Origin of the sequence: Sphingomonas sp. BGYR3 (assembly GCF_025153455.1) — a bacterium.
Taxonomy (GTDB): Bacteria; Pseudomonadota; Alphaproteobacteria; order Sphingomonadales; family Sphingomonadaceae; genus Sphingomonas.
Genome location: NZ_JANZNT010000001.1, coordinates 2,116,781 through 2,134,559 on the forward strand (window position 1 = coordinate 2,116,781; position 17,779 = coordinate 2,134,559).

Sequence of the window (17,779 nt, forward strand, 5' to 3'; positions counted from 1 at the left end):
TTTCCCGCACAGCACCCGGCCGAATTGTCTGGCGCGGGCGCGGATCAGAAACGGACGAACGACGACGATGCATCTGTCTGGACGAAAATCCTTCATGCTCGCCGCCCTGCTTGCATTGGCCGGGCCTGGCATGGCCCTGGCCCAACAAGCCGCGCCGGTGGATGGGGCCGTTGTGCCCGCCGCCGCCGCGCCGACCGCCGCCGCCCCGGCCGCCGATGCGGCAGCCACGCCCGCCAAGCCGGCGGACCCCACGCTTAACCCGGATGGCTCGTTCAAGCGCGCGCCGACCCCCGGCGTGGGTCAGCCGATTGCGAACGCCATCGGCCTGCAGGATCAGGTGTCGCCCAATGGCCGCGACGGCCTGTGGCTGCACAATGTGATGCTGATGCCGATCATCACGATCATCTCGGTGTTCGTGCTCGGCCTGCTGATCTGGGTGATCTTCCGCTATCGCCGCGCCGCCAACCCGGTGCCGTCAAAGAATTCGCACAACACGCTGATCGAGGTTGTGTGGACCGTTGCGCCGGCGCTGATCCTGCTGGCCATCGCGTTCCCGTCGATCCGCCTGCTGGCCAACCAGTACAAGCCTGCCCCAGCCAATGCCGTGACGCTGAAGGCGATCGGCAACCAGTGGTACTGGTCGTATGAATATCCCGATCATGGCGGCGTGTCGCTGACCGCCAACATGCTGAAGGAGCAGAGCGAGGTCGGCAAGGGCGACCGGTTCCGCACCGATCGCGACGGCCCCCGCTTGCTGGCGACCGACACGCGCGTCGTGCTGCCCGTGAACACGCCGATCCGCCTGATCACGACAGCCAATGACGTGATCCACAGCTGGGCGCTGCCCGCCGCGTGGATCAAGCTGGACGCGATCCCCGGCCGCCTGAACGAGACGACGTTCACCATCGAAAAGGAAGGCGTCTATTTCGGCCAGTGTTCCGAACTGTGCGGCGCCCGCCACGGCTATATGCCGATCGCGGTCGAAGTCGTGTCGCAGGCCGAATTCGCGCAGTGGGTCGCTGCCAAGGGCGGCACCATGCCGAGCGCCGCGACCGCGGCCGCCAGCGCCGCCGCGACGATGACGCCGGAAGCGGCAACCGTGAATGCGGCCGATGCTGCCGCCGTAACCAATGACAGCGCGGCCGACTGGGCCGCCGGCAATCAGGGCAATTAAGGCCATGACCGATTCTGCACTCAACCCCAGCGCGTTCGACGCGCACGGCCACGCGCATGACCATCATGACGCGGATCACAAGCCGGGCTTTTTCGCCCGCTGGTTCATGTCGACCAATCACAAGGACATCGGCACCCTCTATCTGATCTTCGCGATCTTTGCGGGGATCATCGGGGGCGGGATTTCCGGCTTGATGCGCGTCGAGCTGGCTCAGCCCGGCATCCAGTATCTGCCCACCTGGGCCAGCTATCTGGCCGGATCGCAGGTCAGTTTCGATCAGGGCCTGAACCTGTGGAACGTGCTGATCACGGCGCACGGCCTGATCATGGTGTTCTTCATGGTCATGCCGGCGATCATCGGCGGGTTCGGTAACTGGTTCGTGCCGATCATGATCGGTGCGCCGGACATGGCGTTCCCGCGCATGAACAACGTCTCGTTCTGGCTGCTGCCGCCGTCGTTCATCCTGCTGCTCGCCTCGCCCTTCTTCGGCGCGGGGGCGGGTACCGGCTGGACCGTCTATCCGACGCTGTCGACCATCGGTCATCAGGGTCCGGCAGTGGACATGGCGATCCTGTCGCTCCACCTGTCGGGTGCAAGTTCGATCCTGGGTGCGATCAATTTCATCACGACCATCTTCAACATGCGCGCGCCGGGCATGACGCTGCACCGGATGCCGCTGTTCGTGTGGTCGGTGCTGGTCACCGCGTTCCTGCTGCTGCTGGCGCTGCCGGTGCTGGCTGCGGCAATCACCATGCTGCTGACCGACCGCAATTTCGGCACCACCTTCTTTGATCCCGCCGGCGGCGGCGATCCGGTGCTGTACCAGCATCTGTTCTGGTTCTTTGGCCACCCCGAAGTGTACATCATGATCCTGCCGGGCTTTGGCATCGTCAGCCAGATCGTGTCGACGTTCAGCCGCAAGCCCGTCTTTGGCTATCTCGGCATGGCCTATGCCATGGTCGCCATCGGCGTTGTCGGGTTCGTCGTGTGGGCTCACCACATGTTCACCACCGGCCTGAGCGTGAACACCAAGATGTACTTCACCGCTGCCACCATGATCATCGCGGTGCCGACCGGCATCAAGATCTTCAGCTGGATCGCGACCATGTGGGGCGGATCGATCAGCTTCAAGACCCCGATGGTCTGGGCGATCGGTTTCATCTTCATGTTCACCGTCGGCGGCGTGACCGGCGTCGTGCTGGCCAATGGCGGCGTGGACGACATCCTGCACGACACCTATTACGTGGTCGCGCACTTCCACTACGTCCTCTCGCTGGGTGCGGTGTTCGCCCTGTTCGCCGGGTTCTATTACTGGTTCCCGAAGATGTTCGGTAAGATGTATTCCGAATTGCTCGGCCAGCTGCACTTCTGGGTGTTCTTCATCGGCGTGAACGTGCTGTTCTTCCCGATGCACTTCCTGGGTGCCCAGTCGATGCCGCGCCGTTACCCGGATTATCCGGACGCGATGGCGTACTGGAATGAAATCGCCAGCTATGGCTATTTCATCATGGCCGCCGGCATGGTGATCTTCTTCATCAACATTTTCTACTCGCTCGCCGCCGGTCGGAAGGCCGAGGGCAATCCGTGGGGCGAAGGTGCAACGACGCTGGAATGGACGCTGTCCAGCCCGCCGCCGTTCCACCAGTTCGAGACGCTGCCGGTGATCGAGGGCGGCAAGGGTCATTGATCCCCGTCCCGACGGACAGAAATGAACGAGCGCCCCGGGGGAAACTCCGGGGCGTTTCGTCATTGGCGGGGCGCGGCATCCGGTGATCCGGCTGGACCCGGCCGAGCGGCGGATCGCCATCCTGCTGGCAGCATTGGCGGGATATGTCGACGCGGTCGGTTTTGTAGCGTCCGGCGGCTTTTTCGTGTCGTTCATGACGGGCAATTCGACGCGGACCGGCGTGGGCATTGCCGGGCGGATGGGCGATGCGGCCATCGCCGCCATGCTGATCGCCGCGTTCGTCGCCGGGGTCGCGGCCGGCACGCTGGTCCGCCGCTGGATCACCCGGCGGTCGATGCTGGTCGCGCTGGTTGCCCTGTGCGTGGCAATCGCAGCGGCGACGGCCGGTTACTTGCCGGTGTCCGCGACGCTGGCCATCCTTGCCTTTGCCATGGGTGCCGAGAACGCCGTGCTGGTCGTGGCGGGCGAGGCGGTAAGCCTGACCTACATGACCGGCACACTGGTCAAGGTCGGGCAACGAATCGGCTATGCTCTGGCCGGCGGCGACCGATGGGGATGGGTCCCGTTTGCCATCCTGTGGGCCGGCCTGATCCTGGGCGCGGTTGCGGGCGGCATGGCCCATCATTGGCTGGGCATTCAGGCGCTGTGGCCCGCTGCATTGGCCGCGCTGCTGATCGCCGCAGCCCTGTTCCTGCGCGAACGTGTCCCGGCGCGGACAGGGTAATGGATTGCTGCCCTTCCTTCGCCCCAATCCGCCCTATATAGGGCGGGCGAGTTCGATGATGACACCCAACACAGCCACCCCCGCCGCGACCGTGGCGATTCCCGCCGACTGGCGCGATTTCCTGGCGCTGACCAAGCCCCGGGTGATGACGCTTGTCGTCTATACCGGCCTGGCCGGGATGCTGGCCGCGCCGGTTCAGTTGCCGCCCGTGCTGGCGTTCACTGCGATCCTGTGCATCGCGCTGGCCGCCGGTGCCGCAGGCGCGCTGAACCAGTGGTACGAGGCCGAGCTGGACGGCAAGATGAAGCGCACGGCCAAGCGGCCGCTGCCTGCGGGCCGGATGGACAAACAGTCCGCGCTGCATTTCGGGGTGGGCGTTGGCGCCGGATCGGTGATCCTGATGGGCCTGGCGCTGAATTACCTGGCCGCTGCGATCCTGCTCGCATCGATCCTGTTCTATGTCGTCATCTACACCATCTGGCTGAAGCCGCGCACGCCGCAGAACATCGTGATCGGCGGAGCGGCGGGTGCGTTTCCGCCGCTGATCGGATGGGCGGCGGCGACGGGGGACGTCACGCTGTTGCCGTTCCTGTTGTTCCTGCTGATCTTCCTGTGGACGCCGCCGCATTTCTGGGCGCTGGCGCTGTTCGTACGGCTGGATTACGCCAATGCCGGCGTGCCGATGCTGCCCGTCGTGGCGGGCGAGCGGACGACCCGGCATCAGATCGGCTTGTACACGCTGCCCATGGCCGCCTGTGCCGTGGTGCCGTGGCCGCTGGGCCTGGCCGGTGCCATTTATGGCTGGTCGGCGGTGCTGCTGTCCGCCCTGTTCGCCGCGCTGACCGTGCCGGTCGCGCTGCGCACGACGACGGGACCGGACGACCGGATGCTGCCCGAAAAGCGGTTGTTCAAATATTCCATCCTTTACCTGTTCGCGCTGTTCGGCGCGCTGGTTGTCGACAGGTTCGTGGCATGACCCCTGAACAGGAAAAGCTGGTCCGCGAGCGACAGAAAAGCCGGTCGCGCGTCACCGCGCTGTTGCTGGTCGCGTTCTGCGTGCTGATGTTCGCCATCACCATCGCCAAGATCAAGGCAGGGTTCCAATGATCGACCGCAAGATCCGGACGGCCATGCTGGCGGTGCTGGGTGTGGCCGGGATGACTGGCCTGGGCTTTGCCAGCGTGCCGCTGTACCAGATGTTCTGTCAGGTCACCGGCCTGAACGGCACCACCAATCGCGGCGATGCGGCCCCCGGTTCGACCGGCGAAAAGGTGGTCGTCAAATTCGACAGCAATGTCAGCCCGTCGCTGCCATGGCAGTTCCAGCCGGAACAGCGTTCGGTGTCGGTCGATATCGGCGGCCGCAACATGGCGTTCTTTACCGCCCGCAACACCAGTTCGGTACCGATCACCGGCACCGCGACGTTTAACGTCACCCCGGCCGCGGCGGGCCAGTATTTCACCAAGATCCAGTGTTTCTGCTTTACCCAGCAGACGTTGCAGCCGGGTCAGGAAGTGCGGATGCCGGTGATCTATTATGTCGATCCCAAGCTGCACAGCGATCCCGATACCAAGGATGTGCAGGCGATCACGCTCAGCTACACCTTTTATCCCAGCAAGGCCGAGTAGCCCGCCGGTTAACCCATTGGGTACGCCCGCCACGATCCGCCGTGCGAGCCGTTGACGCTCCCCGCCGCGCCGCTTAAGGCGGCAGGGAAAGACTTTCGACTAGGGACGGATCATGGCCGGAGCCAAGAACCACGATTACCATATTCTGCCCCCCAGCCTTTGGCCGCTGATGGGTTCCTTCTCGGCGCTGGCGATGGCGTCGGGCGGCATCATGTGGATGCACGAAGCGGTCGGCGGCGGCTGGGTGTTCCTGATGGGCCTGGCCGGCGTGCTGGCCACCATGTATTTCTGGTGGGCCGATGTGGTCCGCGAGGCCAATGCGGGCGATCACACCCCCGTCGTTCAGCTTCACCTGCGCTATGGCATGATCCTGTTCATCGCATCCGAAGTCATGTTCTTCGTCGGATGGTTCTGGGCATGGTTCGATTTTTCGCTGTTCCCCGTGCCGCTGGAAATCGACGCTGAAGGGACTGTCACCAACCTGCTGGGTCAGGAAGGCGCCGCTGCCCTGCTGCAATGGCCGCCCAAAGGGCTGGAAGTGGTCGATGCGTTCGGCTTTCCGCTGCTGAACACCATGATCCTGCTGTTGTCGGGCACCACGGTGACCTGGGCCCATCACGGCATCATCCACAACCAGCGCGGCGGCGAGCTGCGCGGCCTGTGGGGCCTGATCGGTGTTGGCGACAAGGATTCGGCCAAGAAGGGCCTGTGGCTGACCATCATCCTGGGCGCGATCTTTTCCGCGGTGCAGGCATATGAATATGCCCATGCGCCGTTCGGCTTCGGCGGATCGAACTTCAGCTCCGCCTTTTACATGGCGACCGGGTTCCACGGCTTTCACGTGCTGGTCGGCACGATCTTTCTGATCGTCTGTCTGGCCCGCCTGTATCGCGGCGATTTCACGCCCCGCCAGCATTTCGGTTTCGAAGCCGCTGCCTGGTACTGGCATTTCGTCGACGTGGTGTGGCTGTTCCTGTTCGTCGTCGTCTATGTCTGGGGTGGCTGGGGCGCGCCGGTTCACGGCTGAACCCAAGCGCGACAGACAAAGGCCAAGCGGGCCGGCATCCATCGGGGTGCCGGCCCGTTTGCCATTCGGGGCACCGCCGCGTGTACAGGCCGCTTTGCGCCGCCCCGGAAATTGCCCTATCCGGTTCGTCGTCCGTGCCGGACCGGATGAACCCACGAAAGTTGACCCAGGTGAAGCGACTGCCCCTGATCCCCACCCTGATCGTTGCCGCCGCCATTGCGGTGATGATCGGCCTTGGCGTGTGGCAGTTGCAGCGGCGGTCTGAAAAGGAAGCGTTGCTGGCGCAATATGCCGCGAATCGCGACCTGCCGGTGATGAGCTTTCCCCGCGCCGCCGATCCGGCCGCGATGTTCCGCCGGTCCAGCCTGTTCTGTCTGGAGGTCGTCCGCTGGGACGTGGGCGGCGCGGGCAAGGGCGGATATCGCCACATCGCGCAATGCCGCACCGGCGCGGAGGGCGCGTTGATCCCCGTCGACATGGGGTCGATCCGTGATCCCGGTTTCAGGCCGCAATGGCGCGGCGGGGACGTGACCGGCACGATCACCGAAGCGCCGAGCACGCGATCGGTGCTGGGCGACTGGCTGGCCGGATCCCGGGAAACGGACCGGCCGCTGATGCTGGTATCCGAAACGCCGGCCCCCGGCCTTGCCGCCAGCCCGCGGCCCGACCCGGCCAATGTGCCGAACAATCACCTGGCCTATGCCGGGCAGTGGTTCTTTTTCGCGCTGGTCGCTGCGATCATTTATTTCCTGGCGCTGCGGGCGCGCGCAACAAAGCTTGCCGCGCCGCGCCCCGGCGGCTAATCGCCCGGCCATTATGCAGTATGTGAGCAGCAGGGGAAATGCGCCCGTTCTGGGGTTCCGGGACGTGACGCTGGCGGGTCTGGCGGCCGATGGCGGGCTGTACGTGCCCGAAACATGGCCGGTGATGAGCCGGGATGCGATCGCGGCGCTGGCCGGGCTGGACTATGTCGAAACGGCGGTGCGGGTGATGGCGCCCTTCGTTGCCGACGCCCTGTCCGAGGATGAGCTGCGCGCCCTGTGCACCCAGGCGTATGGCCGGTTTTCGCATCGGGGCGTGACGCCGCTGGTCCAGCTGGATCACCGCCACTGGTTGCTTGAGCTGTTCCACGGCCCGACGCTGGCGTTCAAGGACGTGGCGCTGCAATTGCTGGGCCTGTTGTTCGAAAAGTTCCTGAAGGGCACGGACCAGCACCTGACCATCGTCGGCGCGACCAGCGGGGATACCGGATCGGCCGCGATCGATGCGGTGGCCGGGCGTGAGGGCATCGACATCTTCATGCTGCATCCCCGCGGCCGGGTGAGCGACGTACAGCGCCGCCAGATGACGACGGTGCTGGCCCCCAATGTCCACAACATCGCCATCGACGGCAGTTTCGACGATGCCCAGGCGATGGTGAAGGCGATGTTCAACGATCCCGGCTTTTCCGGGCGGTTCCAGCTGTCGGCGGTCAATTCGATCAACTGGGCGCGGTTGATGGCGCAGGTGGTGTATTATTTCTATGCCGCTGTCCGGCTGGGCGCGCCGGACCGGGCCGTCGCCTTTTCCGTGCCGACGGGCAATTTCGGCGATGTGTTCGCAGGCTATGTCGCCGCGCGCATGGGCCTGCCGGTGGCGAAGCTGGTCGTGGCGACCAACGTCAACGACATCCTGCATCGCGCGCTGTCGAGCGGCGATTATTCGACCGGCAGCGTGACGGCGACGGCGACCCCGTCGATGGACATTCAGGTGAGCAGCAATTTCGAACGGCTGCTGTTCGACCTGGGCGGGCGCGATGGCGGCGCGATGGCGGCGCAGATGAAGGGGTTCGAGGCGAGCCGGGCGATGCGGCTGACCAATGCGCAGCGCGAGGGCGCGGGCGCATTGTTCGCCAGCGTGCGGGTGGACGAAAACGGCATGGCCAAGGCGCTGCGCTGGGCGCATGAGGCGGCGGGGCAGATCATCGATCCCCATACCGCCATCGGCCTGGCCGCGGCGCAGGAAAGTGCCGACGACGCCGCGCCGATGGTCACGCTGGCCACGGCGCATCCGGCCAAGTTCCGGGACGCGGTGGAACGGTCGACCGGCATCCGGCCGACCCTGCCGCCGCGCGTCGGCGACCTGTTCGACCGGACCGAGCGATATGACCAGTTGCCCGCGACGTTCGAGGCGGTGACGGAATATATCGCCGAGCGGGCGGTGGCGCGATCCTGATCGCTTCCCCCGCTTTCGCAAGGCAGCGCCAGCGCCTAAGACGCAGGCCATGAATCTGATCACCCTGACCGGCGAGCCGTGGCGCGACTATGGCCTGATCGACAGCGGCCATGGCCGCAAGCTGGAACGATATGGCGACTATCGCTTCGTCCGGCCGGAGCCGCAGGCGCTATGGGCACCGGCGAGCGGCGAGTGGACCGCGCATGGCGAATTCGTGCCCGGCGCGGACGAGGATGGCGGCGGGCGCTGGCGGTTCGACCGGCCGGTGCCGGAACGCGGATGGCCGCTGGCATGGCAGGAGGTGCGCTATACCGCATCGCCGACGCCGTTCCGGCATCTTGGGTTCTTTCCCGACATGGCGCCGGTCTGGACCTGGCTGCGCGATCAGTTGGCGGGGACGCGCGATCCGCAGTTTCTGAACCTGTTCGGCTATACCGGGGTCGGCACGCTGGCACTGGCGGCGGCGGGCGCGCACTGCGTCCATGTCGATGCGTCCAAGAAATCGGTGGAGGCCGCGCGGGCCAATGCCGCCCTGTCGGGCATGACGGACAAGCCCGTCCGGTGGCTGGTCGAGGATGCGACCAAATTTGCCGCGCGCGAGGTGCGACGCGGACGGCGATATGACGCGATCCTGCTGGATCCGCCGAAATGGGGACGCGGGCCGAACAACGAGCTGTGGAAGCTGGAGGAAGGGCTGCCCGGCCTGATCCGCGATGTCGCGGCGCTGATCGACGGCGAATCGCGCGCGGTGTTCCTGACCGTCTATGCGGTGCGGATGTCGGCATTGGCGATCGGCGAACTGATGGCTCAGGCGTTTGCGGGCAAGGGCGGGCGCGTGGAGGCGGGCGAGCTGGGCGTGCGCGAGGAAGCGCGCGGGCTGACCCTGCCGACGGCGATCTTTGCGCGGTGGAGCCGGGACTAGCCCCTGCCGAACCGCATGGCTGCCCCGGCGACAAAGGGTGCGGCGGCGGTGATGGCAAGGCTGGTCGCGGCAAGCAGCTGGATCGCGCCCGCACCGCCGGAGAGCATCCCCGCGCCGAAGATCAGGATGGGGATGGCCAGCGGCAGCATCATCAGCCCGGCGACTGCGCCTGCCCCGCGCAGGCCAGCGACCAGCGCGCCGGTTGCGACGGCCAGCGCCGCCAGCCCCGGCGTGCCGATGGCAAGGCCGGTCAGAACGAGCGCCAGCGTTTCGCCGGACAGGTTGAGCAGCCCCGCGCCGATCACCGCGCCCAGTGCAATCGGCGGGGCAAAGGCCAGCCAGTGGCCGACGATCTTGCACGCGGCAACCAGGCTTAACGACGTACCGCGCAGCGCCAGCTGATCGGTGACGCCGCTGTCCATGTCGGGCGCGACCAGCCGCTCGACCGGCAGAAGGGCGGCGAGCAGCGCGGCGGCCCAGATCACCCCGCCGCCGATCCGGGCGAGCAATTCGCGGTCCGGCCCGATGGCGAGCGGGAACAGGATCACTGCCAGCAGGAAAAAGGCGACGACAAGGCCCGCACCGCCGCCCGCATAGCCGCGCCGCACCTCTCGCAGGATCAGCGCGGGAATCATGCCGCAGCCTCGATGGTCAGTTCGGCGGCATCGGTCAGGTCGATGGGCTGATGCGTGGCGATAACGGCAATGCCGCCGCCCGCCCGGTGACGGGCGATCAGGGCAGCCAGCCGGTCCACTGACTTCAGATCGAGGCCGTTGGCGGGTTCGTCGAGCAGCCAGACCGCCGCCCGGCTGGCCACCACGCGGGCCAGCGCGGCGCGGCGACGCTGGCCGGTGGACAGCAGGCGCACCGGCACCTCGGCCAGGTCGGCAAGCCCGACATCGGCAAGCGCGGCGCCGACACGGGCATCACTGTCGCCCGTCCCGTCCATCGCGGCCCAGAAGCCAAGCGCATCGGCCAGCGACCGATCCTCGTCCATCGCCAGCGATTCGTTCATCAGCGCGCGCGTTCCCGCGATCTCGACCGATCCGGCATAGGGCGACAACAGCCCGGCCAGCACGCGGATCAGGCTGGATTTGCCAGCACCATTCGGCCCGGTGACGCGCAGCGCCTGACCCGGCGACAGGTCGAAGGCGATGTCGGCGAACAGCAACCGCCCGCCGCGCCGGCAGGCAAGACCCGTGGCGGCAAGGCGGGCGGGGGCGGTCATTCGCCCGCCGCATCCTCCAGCGCGTGCATATCGTCGTCGGACAGGCCGAAATGATGCCCCACCTCGTGAATCACGACATGGCGGATCAGGTCGCCCAGCGTGACGCCGGTTTCGCACCATTCGGCCAGCAGCGGCTGGCGATACAGGTGGATGCGGTCGGGCATCGCGCCGCTTTCCCACACCGATTTGTCGCCCAGCGGTCGGCCGTGATAGAGGCCGGTCAGCTCGAACGGATCGGTCATGCCAAAGCTGGCCAGCGTTTCGTCATCGGCAAATTCGTCGACGATCAGCACGACGTCGGCCAGATGCGCGGCAAAGGGTTCGGGAATCGTCGCCAGCACTCGCCGCGCCATGGCCGCCATTTGCGCCGGGGTGGGCGCGATCCAGTTGCGGGCGGCTTGCTCGTCCATACAATTCGCCATAGGCCGGACCACAGGATCGCGGCAAGCAGCGGGATGGATGGATGATCGACGCGTTGAACGAGGCGGAACGGACGGATGCGCTGGAGGGCCTTCCCGACTGGGATTTCGACGAGGCCCGCGACGCCATCGTCCGCGAGTTCACCTTTGACGATTTCAGCCAGGCATTCGGGTTCATGACGCAGGTCGCGCTGCTCGCCGAAAAGGCGGATCATCACCCAGAATGGTCGAACGTCTATAACCGCGTCGAAATCCTGCTGACCACGCACGATGCCGGCGGCCTGTCCGCCCGCGACATCGACATGGCGCAGGCGATCGACCGGCTGGTGGAATAATCGCCATGGCGGGCGCGGCGCGTAACCATCCGGCCGATGGCAGCGAACCCGGCGGCATGAGCGACGCGCGCCCGACCCGCCTGTACAAGCACCGCCTGCCCACGCGGGTCTGGCACTGGATCAATGCCGTCGCGATCTTCGTGATGCTCGGGTCCGGCCTGATGATCCTGAATGCGCACCCCATGCTGTACTGGGGCGATTATGGCGCCAATTTCGATCAGCCCTGGTTCCGCGTCTCCTGGGTGTTCGAGGGCGGGCGCGTGCCGGGATGGCTGACCATTCCGTCCACCTATAATCTGGCGCTGGCTCGGCGGTGGCATTTCACCTTTGCGCTGATCCTGGGTTTTGCGCTGCTGGGTTTCATGCTGTTCAGCCTGATCAACCGGCATTTCGCCCGCGACCTGCGCATCCGTGCGGCAGAGGTGGCGCCATCGCATCTGTGGCATGACGTGAAGGAACATCTAGCGCTGCGCTTTCACGATCCGGCCAATCCGGGCGCGTTCAACGTGCTTCAGAAGATCGCCTATGCCAGCATCCTGTTCGGCGCCTTGCCACTGATCATCTTTACCGGCCTTGCGATGTCGCCGGGGATGGTCAGCGCCTGGCCGTTCCTGAACGAGATATTCGGGGGGCGGCAGTCGGCGCGGTCCATCCATTTCATTGCGGCGATGGGAATCGCGCTGTTCATCATCGTCCATCTGACGCTGGTCATCCTGGCCGGGCCGATCCGCGAGGTGCGGTCGATGATCACCGGATGGTGGCACGCACCGAAGGGAGGCCATTGATGAGCCGGTTGCTGCTGTCCCGCCGCCGCGCGCTGACCGGGCTGACGCTGGGGGCGGGCGGCCTGCTGACCGGATGCGATGCGCTGGGCGAGAATGAGGCGTTCCGCAAGTTCCTGTTCCGCGGCGACGACTGGCACCGCGCGCTGCAGCGGTCGCTGGCGGCGAAGGACAGCCTGGCCCCGACCTTTCGGCTGGACGAACGCTCGCCCGTGTTCCGGGTCAACGGCACGGCCAAGCCGAACACGGCCGACTATAACGCGATGGTGGCGAACCAATTTGCTGACTGGCGGCTGGTGGTCGACGGGCTGGTTGCCAATCCCCTGCGCCTGTCGTTGGCGCAGCTTCGCCAGATGCCGCTGAAGACGCAGACGACGCTGCATAACTGTGTCGAGGGCTGGAGCGCGATCGGCACCTGGACGGGACCGCAGCTGGGCCTGATCCTGAATGCCGCGAAACTGGCGCCGTCGGCCCGGTTCATCGTGTTTCACTGTGCCGACAATTATCGCGGCGGGGCGTGGCGATATTATGAATCGGTCGACCTGATCGACGCATTCCATCCGCAGACGATCCTGGCGCTGGCGCTGAACGGCAATGCCCTGTCTGTCGGGCATGGCGCGCCGGTGCGGCTGCGCGCGGAGCGGCACCTGGGGTACAAGCAGGCCAAGTTCGTCATGCGGGTGGAGGCGGTTGCCAGCCTGGATCAGGTGTATCGCGGCAAGGGCGGTTTCTGGGAGGATGCGGCCGGATATGAATGGTATGCCGCGCTGTGACATGAAAATGCCGCACTGGGACGCGATCTAGTCGGGCATGGCCCTGATCGATCTGTTCCTGTCGCGCGCGGTCAGGCGGGGCGTGCTGACCCTGATCAAGCCGGACGGCACCACCGCCGTTTTCGGCACCGCCGATCCCGCCATTCGCCCCGTCACCATGCGGTTTGCCGATGATCGCGTGGCTCGCCAGATCGCCGCCGATCCCGGCCTGGGCGCGGCAGAGGCCTGGATGGACGGCCGCCTGACCATCGCGGACGATGACCTGATGGGTCTGCTCGACCTGATTTCCGCGAACAACCGGTGGGAGGAGAGCAAGACGACGCTGCTCGCCGGGCCGCTGGCGCGGGCGCGGGACCGGCTGATCCAGAGCATCAAGCGCCATAATGCGGCGCAGGTGTCGAAGCGGAACGTCGCGCATCATTACGACCTGTCGGCGCGGCTTTATGACCTGTTCCTCGATGCCGACCGCCAATATTCGATGGCGTATTTCACCGATCCGGGCCGCAGCCTGGAACAGGCGCAGGCGGACAAGAAGGCGCATATCGTCGCCAAGCTGGCGATCGAGCCGGGGATGCGCGTGCTGGATATCGGCTGCGGCTGGGGCGGCATGGCGCTGTACATCCATGCAAAGACGGGCGCTGCGGTCCACGGCATCACGCTGAGCGAGGAACAGCTGAAGATCGCGCGCGAGCGGGCGGCGGCGGCCGGCGTTGCGGACAAGGTGACGTTCGACCTGATCGATTATCGCGCGGTGACGGGCACGTTCGACCGGATCGTATCGGTCGGCATGTTCGAACATGTCGGCACGCCGCAATATCGCACCTTCATGGCCAAATGCCGCGCGTTGATGCCGGAGCATGGCGTGATGCTGCTGCACACGATCGGGCGCGCGGGCGGGCCGGGCGTGACCGACCATTTCACGGCGAAATACATCTTTCCCGGCGGCTATATCCCCGCCCTGTCCGAAATCCTGCGCGCGAACGAGGGCAACAAGATGTTCGTGACGGATGTCGAGGTGCTGCGGCTGCATTATGCCCATACGCTGCAGCACTGGTACGACCGCGCGGTCGCGGCGAAGCAGCAGATCGTCGCGCTGTACGACGAACGCTTCTATCGGATGTGGCTATATTATCTGGCGGGCAGCTGCGTCAGTTTTCGCCATGGCGGGCTGGTCAATTATCAGGTGCAGTTCGCCCGATCGCGCGAGGCATTGCCGATCACCCGCGATTACATCGCCGAGGCAGAGGCGCGGCTACAGGATTAATCCGCCACCTCGCCCTCGCCCGGCGCGGCATAGGCGGTGCGGACGATTTCCCCCAGCGCGCCGGTGTCCACATCGGCGAGCTTCTTGATATAGAGGCACCCCTTTCCGGTCTTGTGCTTGCCCAGCCGGGTCAGCGCGCCGGCCTGTTCGGGCCGCCCGGCACCGACATAGAAGACCAGCTCCGCCTTGCGCGGGGAAAAGCCCACCCGGCACATCTCTCCCTCTCGCCCGCTGGCATAGCGATATCGGTATCGCCCGAAGCCGATGATCGACGGTCCCCACAGGACGGCCGGCTGGCCCGTCGCCTGTGCCATCAATTCGGTGACGGCGACGGCATCGGCGCGGCGCGCGGCATCCGGCACGGCGTCCAGAAAGGCGGCGACGGCTGCGTCCGTCGGCAGGGTCTTGTTTTCGGTCATGGCTGTCCCCCTTGCAGTGATGCTGCGCCCGCTCGTCGAGTCGCTGCAAGCGCTTAGCTTGCGCGGGCGGGCAATGGGTCATAAGGCGCGCGGCGATTCCTCATGCACCGAACCTGCGGAGCCGTGCCCATGTCCGACAAGATCAACCGCATCGTCCTTGCCTTTTCCGGTGGGCTGGACACCAGCGTGATCCTGAAATGGCTGCAGCAGACCTATAACTGCGAAGTCGTCACCTTTACCGCCGATCTGGGGCAGGGGGAGGAGCTTGGCCCGGCGCGCGCCAAGGCCGAGCTGATGGGGGTGAAGCCGGAGCATATCTATATCGACGATCTGCGCGAGGAGTTCGTCCGCGATTTCGTGTTCCCGATGATGCGCGCCAACGCGCTGTACGAGGGGCAGTATCTGCTGGGCACGTCGATCGCGCGGCCGCTGATTTCCAAGCGATTGATCGAGATTGCTGCGGAAGTGGGCGCCGATGCGGTCAGCCATGGCGCAACGGGCAAGGGCAACGACCAGGTGCGGTTCGAGCTGTCCGCCTATGCGCTGAACCCCGATATCAAGGTGATCGCGCCGTGGCGCGAATGGGACCTGACCAGCCGCACCGCGTTGATCGCATTTGCCGAGGCGCACCAGATCCCGGTGCCCAAGGACAAGCGCGGCGAAAGCCCGTTTTCGACCGACGCGAACCTTCTGCACACCTCGTCCGAGGGCAAGGTGCTGGAGGATCCGTGGGATGAAGTGCCGGATTATGTCTATTCGCGCACCGTCAATCCGGAAGATGCGCCGGACCAGCCGGAATATATCACCATTGATTTCGAGAAGGGCGACGGCGTTGCCCTGAACGGACAGGCGATGTCGCCGGCGACGCTGCTGACCGAACTGAACGAACTGGGCCGCAAGCATGGCATCGGCCGGCTGGATCTGGTCGAGAACCGCTTCGTCGGCATGAAGTCGCGCGGCATGTACGAAACGCCGGGCGGCACCATCTATCACCTGGCCCATCGGGGCATCGAGCAGATCACGCTGGATCGCGGTGCCGCGCATCTGAAGGACGAACTGGCGCCGCGCTATGCCGAGCTGATCTATAACGGGTTCTGGTACGCGCCGGAGCGCGAGATGCTGCAGGCCGCGATCGATTACAGCCAGGAAAAGGTGGCCGGGACCGTCCGCCTGAAGCTGTACAAGGGCAATGCGTCGGTCGTCGGTCGCAAGTCGCCCCATTCGCTGTACAGCGAGCGGATGGTGACGTTCGAGGACGATCAGGGCGCGTATGACCAGCGCGATGCGGCGGGATTCATCAAGCTGAACGCGCTTCGCCTGCGCCTGCTGGGTCGGCGCGACCGCTGATCCCGCAGGCGCGGCGCAGCGGAAGCCGCGGCCTCCCCTTGACGTGCCAGCGCCGCTCGGCAAGGGCCGGGGGATGCGCTGGTCTGCCGTCATCCCCGTCTTTAACGAAGCGGATTATCTGCCCGCGACACTCGCCTCGCTGATCGCGCAGGACGAGCCTGTGCGGATCATCGTGGTCGACAACGGATCGACCGATGGCTGCATCGATGCAGCGCGCCAGCAGGCACAGGCAGCGGGGGCCGATATCCTGTTCCTCGATGAACCGACGCCGGGGCAGGTCCATGCCCTGCGTCGCGGGATCGACGCGGTGGAAACCGAGTTCGTCGCGGTTTGCGATGCCGATACCGTCTATCCGCCGCATTACCTGAAGCGGGCCGGCGAACTGTTCGATGCGGGCGGGCCGGGGCGGGTGATGCTGGGCGCGTGGTTGAAGCCGGATGACGGCGATCCTGATCATGCGATGCGCGCGCGCCGCCACAGGCTGACCGCCGCCGCCGTCTGGCCGCGGCAGAACCATACCAGCGGCGCGGCACAGCTGTTCCGGACCGAGGCGCTGCGCCGGGCGGGCGGATATGATCCGGCGCGTTGGCCCTATGTCCTGAAGGATCACGAGCTGGCGCACCGGGTGCTCAAGCTGGGCCAGCAGGCCTATGATCCCGACCTGTGGTGCGTCAGCTCGTCCCGGCGCGACGACCGGCGCGGGGTGCGGTGGACGCTGTTCGAGCGGCTGATGTACCATTTCACGCCAAACGCGGCGAAGGACTGGTTCTTCTACCGCTTTCTGGCGGGGCGGTTCGCCGCGCGCGGACAGCGCGACACGGTGCTGCGCCAGCGCAGCTGGGACAAGCAGGGATGACCGACGCTGCCCCGCTGACGGAGGAGCCGGAGGCGGCGCGCGGCTGGTTCGACCGGCTGATCGCATGGGGGCGGCCCTATGCCCGGCCGCTCCACTGGATCTGGATGGCCCTGATCCTTGGCTATGTCGGCTGGAAACTGACCGACCTTGGCTGGCGTGACGTGCTGACCCGGCTGCCGGTCAGCCCGTGGTTCTACATCGTCTATGCGGTCAGTTTCATGCTGTTGCCGCTGACCGAACAGCGCATTTTCCGGATGATCTGGGGCAAGCCGGTGCCGCTGGGGCCGGTACTGCGCAAGCGCGCGCTGAACGCCGTCGTCATCGGATATTCCGGCGATGCCTGGTTCTTTGTCTGGGCCAGCGCCACGCTGGGCATCCCGACACGTCGGGCGATAGCGGGGCTGAAGGACAGCTCGATCCTGTCGGGGATGGGCGCGACGCTGACGACGTTGCTGCTGGTCGCGGCGCTGATCGGGCTGGGCCAGCAGGGGCTGGTCGACCGGATCATCGGCGGCCAGACCGCGCTGTTCGTGGGGCTGGCCCTTGCGGCGCTGGCGGTGGCGGTGCTGGCCGTGCTGTTCCGGCGGGCCGTGTTCTGGATCGACGGCGCGCGCGCGATCCGCATCTTTGCCATCCACCTTGCCCGCGCATGGGCGGTGCTGGCGCTGCAGGTGGTGCAGTGGTGGGTGGTGCTGCCGATGGTGCCGATGGAAACATGGCTATTGTTCGTGACGGCGCAGGCGGTGATCAATCAGCTGCCCTTCGTTCCCAATCGCGAGATCCTGTACCTGGCCGTCAGCCTGGAACTGGTCGGCGGGTCGGGGGTCGATGCGGCGACGCTGTCCGCGCTGATGGTGGCGACGGCGCTGGTCAAGCAGCTGGCCAATCTGTTCACTCTTGCCATCACCGGATTCGGTGGCAATGATGGTGTCATGGTCCGGGAACACACCGGGCAAGAGGCCGACCGGCCGACCTGAACC

21 protein-coding genes are annotated in these 17,779 nt (G+C 66.0%); 17 read left to right on the top strand and 4 right to left on the bottom strand.

The window, feature by feature from the left end:
• The first annotated feature begins 94 nt into the window (after positions 1-94).
• The 10 genes from coxB to NYR55_RS10050 all read left to right on the top strand — a co-directional run bounded on the left by coxB (position 95) and on the right by NYR55_RS10050 (position 9,376).
• Positions 95-1,174: a cytochrome c oxidase subunit II gene (gene coxB, locus NYR55_RS10005; protein WP_260021127.1), complete on the top strand. Its 1,080-nt coding sequence runs from the start codon at positions 95-97 to the stop codon at positions 1,172-1,174.
• A 4-nt stretch (positions 1,175-1,178) separates the two neighbouring features.
• Entirely contained in the window at positions 1,179-2,861 is a 1,683-nt protein-coding gene (gene ctaD, locus NYR55_RS10010; protein ID WP_260021128.1) for a cytochrome c oxidase subunit I, read from the top strand.
• 82 nt (positions 2,862-2,943) lie between these two features.
• Positions 2,944-3,585: a YoaK family protein gene (locus tag NYR55_RS10015; RefSeq protein WP_260021129.1), complete on the top strand. Its 642-nt coding sequence runs from the start codon at positions 2,944-2,946 to the stop codon at positions 3,583-3,585.
• Positions 3,586-3,640: 55 nt separating this feature from the next.
• The gene (locus NYR55_RS10020; protein WP_260021130.1) at positions 3,641-4,561 is read left to right on the top strand and encodes a heme o synthase; all 921 of its coding nucleotides are present in this window, start codon (positions 3,641-3,643) and stop codon (positions 4,559-4,561) included.
• Positions 4,558-4,692: a hypothetical protein gene (locus NYR55_RS10025; RefSeq protein ID WP_260021131.1), complete on the top strand. Its 135-nt coding sequence runs from the start codon at positions 4,558-4,560 to the stop codon at positions 4,690-4,692. Before NYR55_RS10020 ends, NYR55_RS10025 begins: the two co-directional genes overlap by 4 nt.
• Positions 4,689-5,213 carry a cytochrome c oxidase assembly protein gene (locus NYR55_RS10030; protein ID WP_260021133.1) on the top strand — a complete coding sequence of 175 codons (525 nt, stop codon included), beginning with the start codon at positions 4,689-4,691 and terminating at the stop codon, positions 5,211-5,213. Before NYR55_RS10025 ends, NYR55_RS10030 begins: the two co-directional genes overlap by 4 nt.
• Positions 5,214-5,325: 112 nt before the next feature.
• Entirely contained in the window at positions 5,326-6,240 is a 915-nt protein-coding gene (locus NYR55_RS10035; protein ID WP_260021134.1) for a cytochrome c oxidase subunit 3, read from the top strand.
• Positions 6,241-6,410: 170 nt separating this feature from the next.
• Positions 6,411-7,043 carry an SURF1 family protein gene (locus tag NYR55_RS10040; protein ID WP_260021135.1) on the top strand — a complete coding sequence of 211 codons (633 nt, stop codon included), beginning with the start codon at positions 6,411-6,413 and terminating at the stop codon, positions 7,041-7,043.
• 13 nt (positions 7,044-7,056) lie between these two features.
• Positions 7,057-8,454, top strand: a complete 1,398-nt coding sequence (gene thrC, locus NYR55_RS10045) for a threonine synthase (protein WP_260021136.1) — start codon at positions 7,057-7,059, stop codon at positions 8,452-8,454.
• 49 nt (positions 8,455-8,503) lie between these two features.
• Positions 8,504-9,376, top strand: coding sequence for a class I SAM-dependent methyltransferase (locus tag NYR55_RS10050; protein ID WP_260021137.1), 873 nt, complete (start codon positions 8,504-8,506; stop codon positions 9,374-9,376).
• Here NYR55_RS10050 and NYR55_RS10055 read toward each other — a convergent pair.
• From NYR55_RS10055 to NYR55_RS10065, 3 genes are read right to left on the bottom strand one after another with little or no spacing between them, the layout of a single operon-like run.
• A complete protein-coding gene (locus tag NYR55_RS10055) occupies positions 9,373-10,011 on the bottom strand; it encodes a heme exporter protein CcmB (protein ID WP_260021138.1) in 639 nt (212 codons plus the stop codon). The two genes, NYR55_RS10050 and NYR55_RS10055, sit on opposite strands and share 4 nt — an antisense overlap.
• On the bottom strand, positions 10,008-10,604 hold the full coding sequence (ccmA, locus tag NYR55_RS10060; RefSeq protein WP_260021139.1) for a heme ABC exporter ATP-binding protein CcmA: 597 nt from the start codon (positions 10,602-10,604) through the stop codon (positions 10,008-10,010). Before ccmA ends, NYR55_RS10055 begins: the two co-directional genes overlap by 4 nt.
• Entirely contained in the window at positions 10,601-11,014 is a 414-nt protein-coding gene (locus tag NYR55_RS10065; RefSeq protein WP_260021140.1) for a metallopeptidase family protein, read from the bottom strand. The genes ccmA and NYR55_RS10065 overlap by 4 nt, the downstream gene beginning before the upstream one ends.
• A 53-nt stretch (positions 11,015-11,067) precedes the next feature.
• Between NYR55_RS10065 and NYR55_RS10070 the strand changes: the two genes are divergently transcribed.
• The 4 genes from NYR55_RS10070 to NYR55_RS10085 are packed head-to-tail and all read left to right on the top strand — an operon-like array spanning position 11,068 to position 14,177.
• Complete coding sequence (locus NYR55_RS10070) at positions 11,068-11,358, top strand: 4a-hydroxytetrahydrobiopterin dehydratase (RefSeq protein ID WP_260021141.1); 291 nt, start codon at positions 11,068-11,070, stop codon at positions 11,356-11,358.
• Positions 11,359-11,414: 56 nt separating this feature from the next.
• Complete coding sequence (locus NYR55_RS10075) at positions 11,415-12,143, top strand: cytochrome b/b6 domain-containing protein (protein WP_260021629.1); 729 nt, start codon at positions 11,415-11,417, stop codon at positions 12,141-12,143.
• A complete protein-coding gene (locus NYR55_RS10080; protein WP_260021142.1) occupies positions 12,143-12,913 on the top strand; it encodes a molybdopterin-dependent oxidoreductase in 771 nt (256 codons plus the stop codon). Before NYR55_RS10075 ends, NYR55_RS10080 begins: the two co-directional genes overlap by 1 nt.
• 37 nt (positions 12,914-12,950) lie before the next feature.
• A complete protein-coding gene (locus NYR55_RS10085; protein ID WP_260021143.1) occupies positions 12,951-14,177 on the top strand; it encodes a cyclopropane-fatty-acyl-phospholipid synthase family protein in 1,227 nt (408 codons plus the stop codon).
• On the opposite strand, the gene NYR55_RS10090 is transcribed toward NYR55_RS10085, so the two are convergent.
• Positions 14,174-14,596, bottom strand: coding sequence for a DUF1801 domain-containing protein (locus NYR55_RS10090; RefSeq protein WP_260021145.1), 423 nt, complete (start codon positions 14,594-14,596; stop codon positions 14,174-14,176). The genes NYR55_RS10085 and NYR55_RS10090 overlap by 4 nt on opposite strands.
• A gap of 129 nt (positions 14,597-14,725) precedes the next feature.
• Here NYR55_RS10090 and NYR55_RS10095 point away from each other — a divergent pair, with 129 nt between their 5' ends.
• From NYR55_RS10095 to NYR55_RS10105, 3 genes are all read left to right on the top strand, one after another.
• Entirely contained in the window at positions 14,726-15,943 is a 1,218-nt protein-coding gene (locus NYR55_RS10095) for an argininosuccinate synthase (RefSeq protein WP_260021147.1), read from the top strand.
• A gap of 73 nt (positions 15,944-16,016) precedes the next feature.
• Positions 16,017-16,799: a glycosyltransferase family A protein gene (locus NYR55_RS10100; protein ID WP_260021149.1), complete on the top strand. Its 783-nt coding sequence runs from the start codon at positions 16,017-16,019 to the stop codon at positions 16,797-16,799.
• The gene (locus tag NYR55_RS10105; protein ID WP_260021150.1) at positions 16,796-17,776 is read left to right on the top strand and encodes a hypothetical protein; all 981 of its coding nucleotides are present in this window, start codon (positions 16,796-16,798) and stop codon (positions 17,774-17,776) included. The genes NYR55_RS10100 and NYR55_RS10105 overlap by 4 nt, the downstream gene beginning before the upstream one ends.
• Positions 17,777-17,779 lie beyond the last annotated feature (3 nt).

What these genes read in the sequence shown, in the direction of transcription:
- NYR55_RS10090 (WP_260021145.1), bottom strand. Translation starts at nt 14,596, where the DNA reads ATGACCGAAAACAAGACCCTGCCGACGGACGCAGCCGTCGCCGCCTTT.
- NYR55_RS10070 (WP_260021141.1), top strand. Translation starts at nt 11,068, where the DNA reads ATGATCGACGCGTTGAACGAGGCGGAACGGACGGATGCGCTGGAGGGC.
- thrC (WP_260021136.1), top strand. Translation starts at nt 7,057, where the DNA reads ATGCAGTATGTGAGCAGCAGGGGAAATGCGCCCGTTCTGGGGTTCCGG.
- NYR55_RS10100 (WP_260021149.1), top strand. Translation starts at nt 16,017, where the DNA reads ATGCGCTGGTCTGCCGTCATCCCCGTCTTTAACGAAGCGGATTATCTG.
- ccmA (WP_260021139.1), bottom strand. Translation starts at nt 10,604, where the DNA reads ATGACCGCCCCCGCCCGCCTTGCCGCCACGGGTCTTGCCTGCCGGCGC.
- NYR55_RS10030 (WP_260021133.1), top strand. Translation starts at nt 4,689, where the DNA reads ATGATCGACCGCAAGATCCGGACGGCCATGCTGGCGGTGCTGGGTGTG.
- ctaD (WP_260021128.1), top strand. Translation starts at nt 1,179, where the DNA reads ATGACCGATTCTGCACTCAACCCCAGCGCGTTCGACGCGCACGGCCAC.
- NYR55_RS10035 (WP_260021134.1), top strand. Translation starts at nt 5,326, where the DNA reads ATGGCCGGAGCCAAGAACCACGATTACCATATTCTGCCCCCCAGCCTT.
- NYR55_RS10075 (WP_260021629.1), top strand. Translation starts at nt 11,415, where the DNA reads ATGAGCGACGCGCGCCCGACCCGCCTGTACAAGCACCGCCTGCCCACG.
- coxB (WP_260021127.1), top strand. Translation starts at nt 95, where the DNA reads ATGCTCGCCGCCCTGCTTGCATTGGCCGGGCCTGGCATGGCCCTGGCC.
- NYR55_RS10095 (WP_260021147.1), top strand. Translation starts at nt 14,726, where the DNA reads ATGTCCGACAAGATCAACCGCATCGTCCTTGCCTTTTCCGGTGGGCTG.
- NYR55_RS10050 (WP_260021137.1), top strand. Translation starts at nt 8,504, where the DNA reads ATGAATCTGATCACCCTGACCGGCGAGCCGTGGCGCGACTATGGCCTG.
- NYR55_RS10080 (WP_260021142.1), top strand. Translation starts at nt 12,143, where the DNA reads ATGAGCCGGTTGCTGCTGTCCCGCCGCCGCGCGCTGACCGGGCTGACG.
- NYR55_RS10020 (WP_260021130.1), top strand. Translation starts at nt 3,641, where the DNA reads ATGATGACACCCAACACAGCCACCCCCGCCGCGACCGTGGCGATTCCC.
- NYR55_RS10105 (WP_260021150.1), top strand. Translation starts at nt 16,796, where the DNA reads ATGACCGACGCTGCCCCGCTGACGGAGGAGCCGGAGGCGGCGCGCGGC.
- NYR55_RS10085 (WP_260021143.1), top strand. Translation starts at nt 12,951, where the DNA reads ATGGCCCTGATCGATCTGTTCCTGTCGCGCGCGGTCAGGCGGGGCGTG.
- NYR55_RS10055 (WP_260021138.1), bottom strand. Translation starts at nt 10,011, where the DNA reads ATGATTCCCGCGCTGATCCTGCGAGAGGTGCGGCGCGGCTATGCGGGC.
- NYR55_RS10065 (WP_260021140.1), bottom strand. Translation starts at nt 11,014, where the DNA reads ATGGACGAGCAAGCCGCCCGCAACTGGATCGCGCCCACCCCGGCGCAA.
- NYR55_RS10025 (WP_260021131.1), top strand. Translation starts at nt 4,558, where the DNA reads ATGACCCCTGAACAGGAAAAGCTGGTCCGCGAGCGACAGAAAAGCCGG.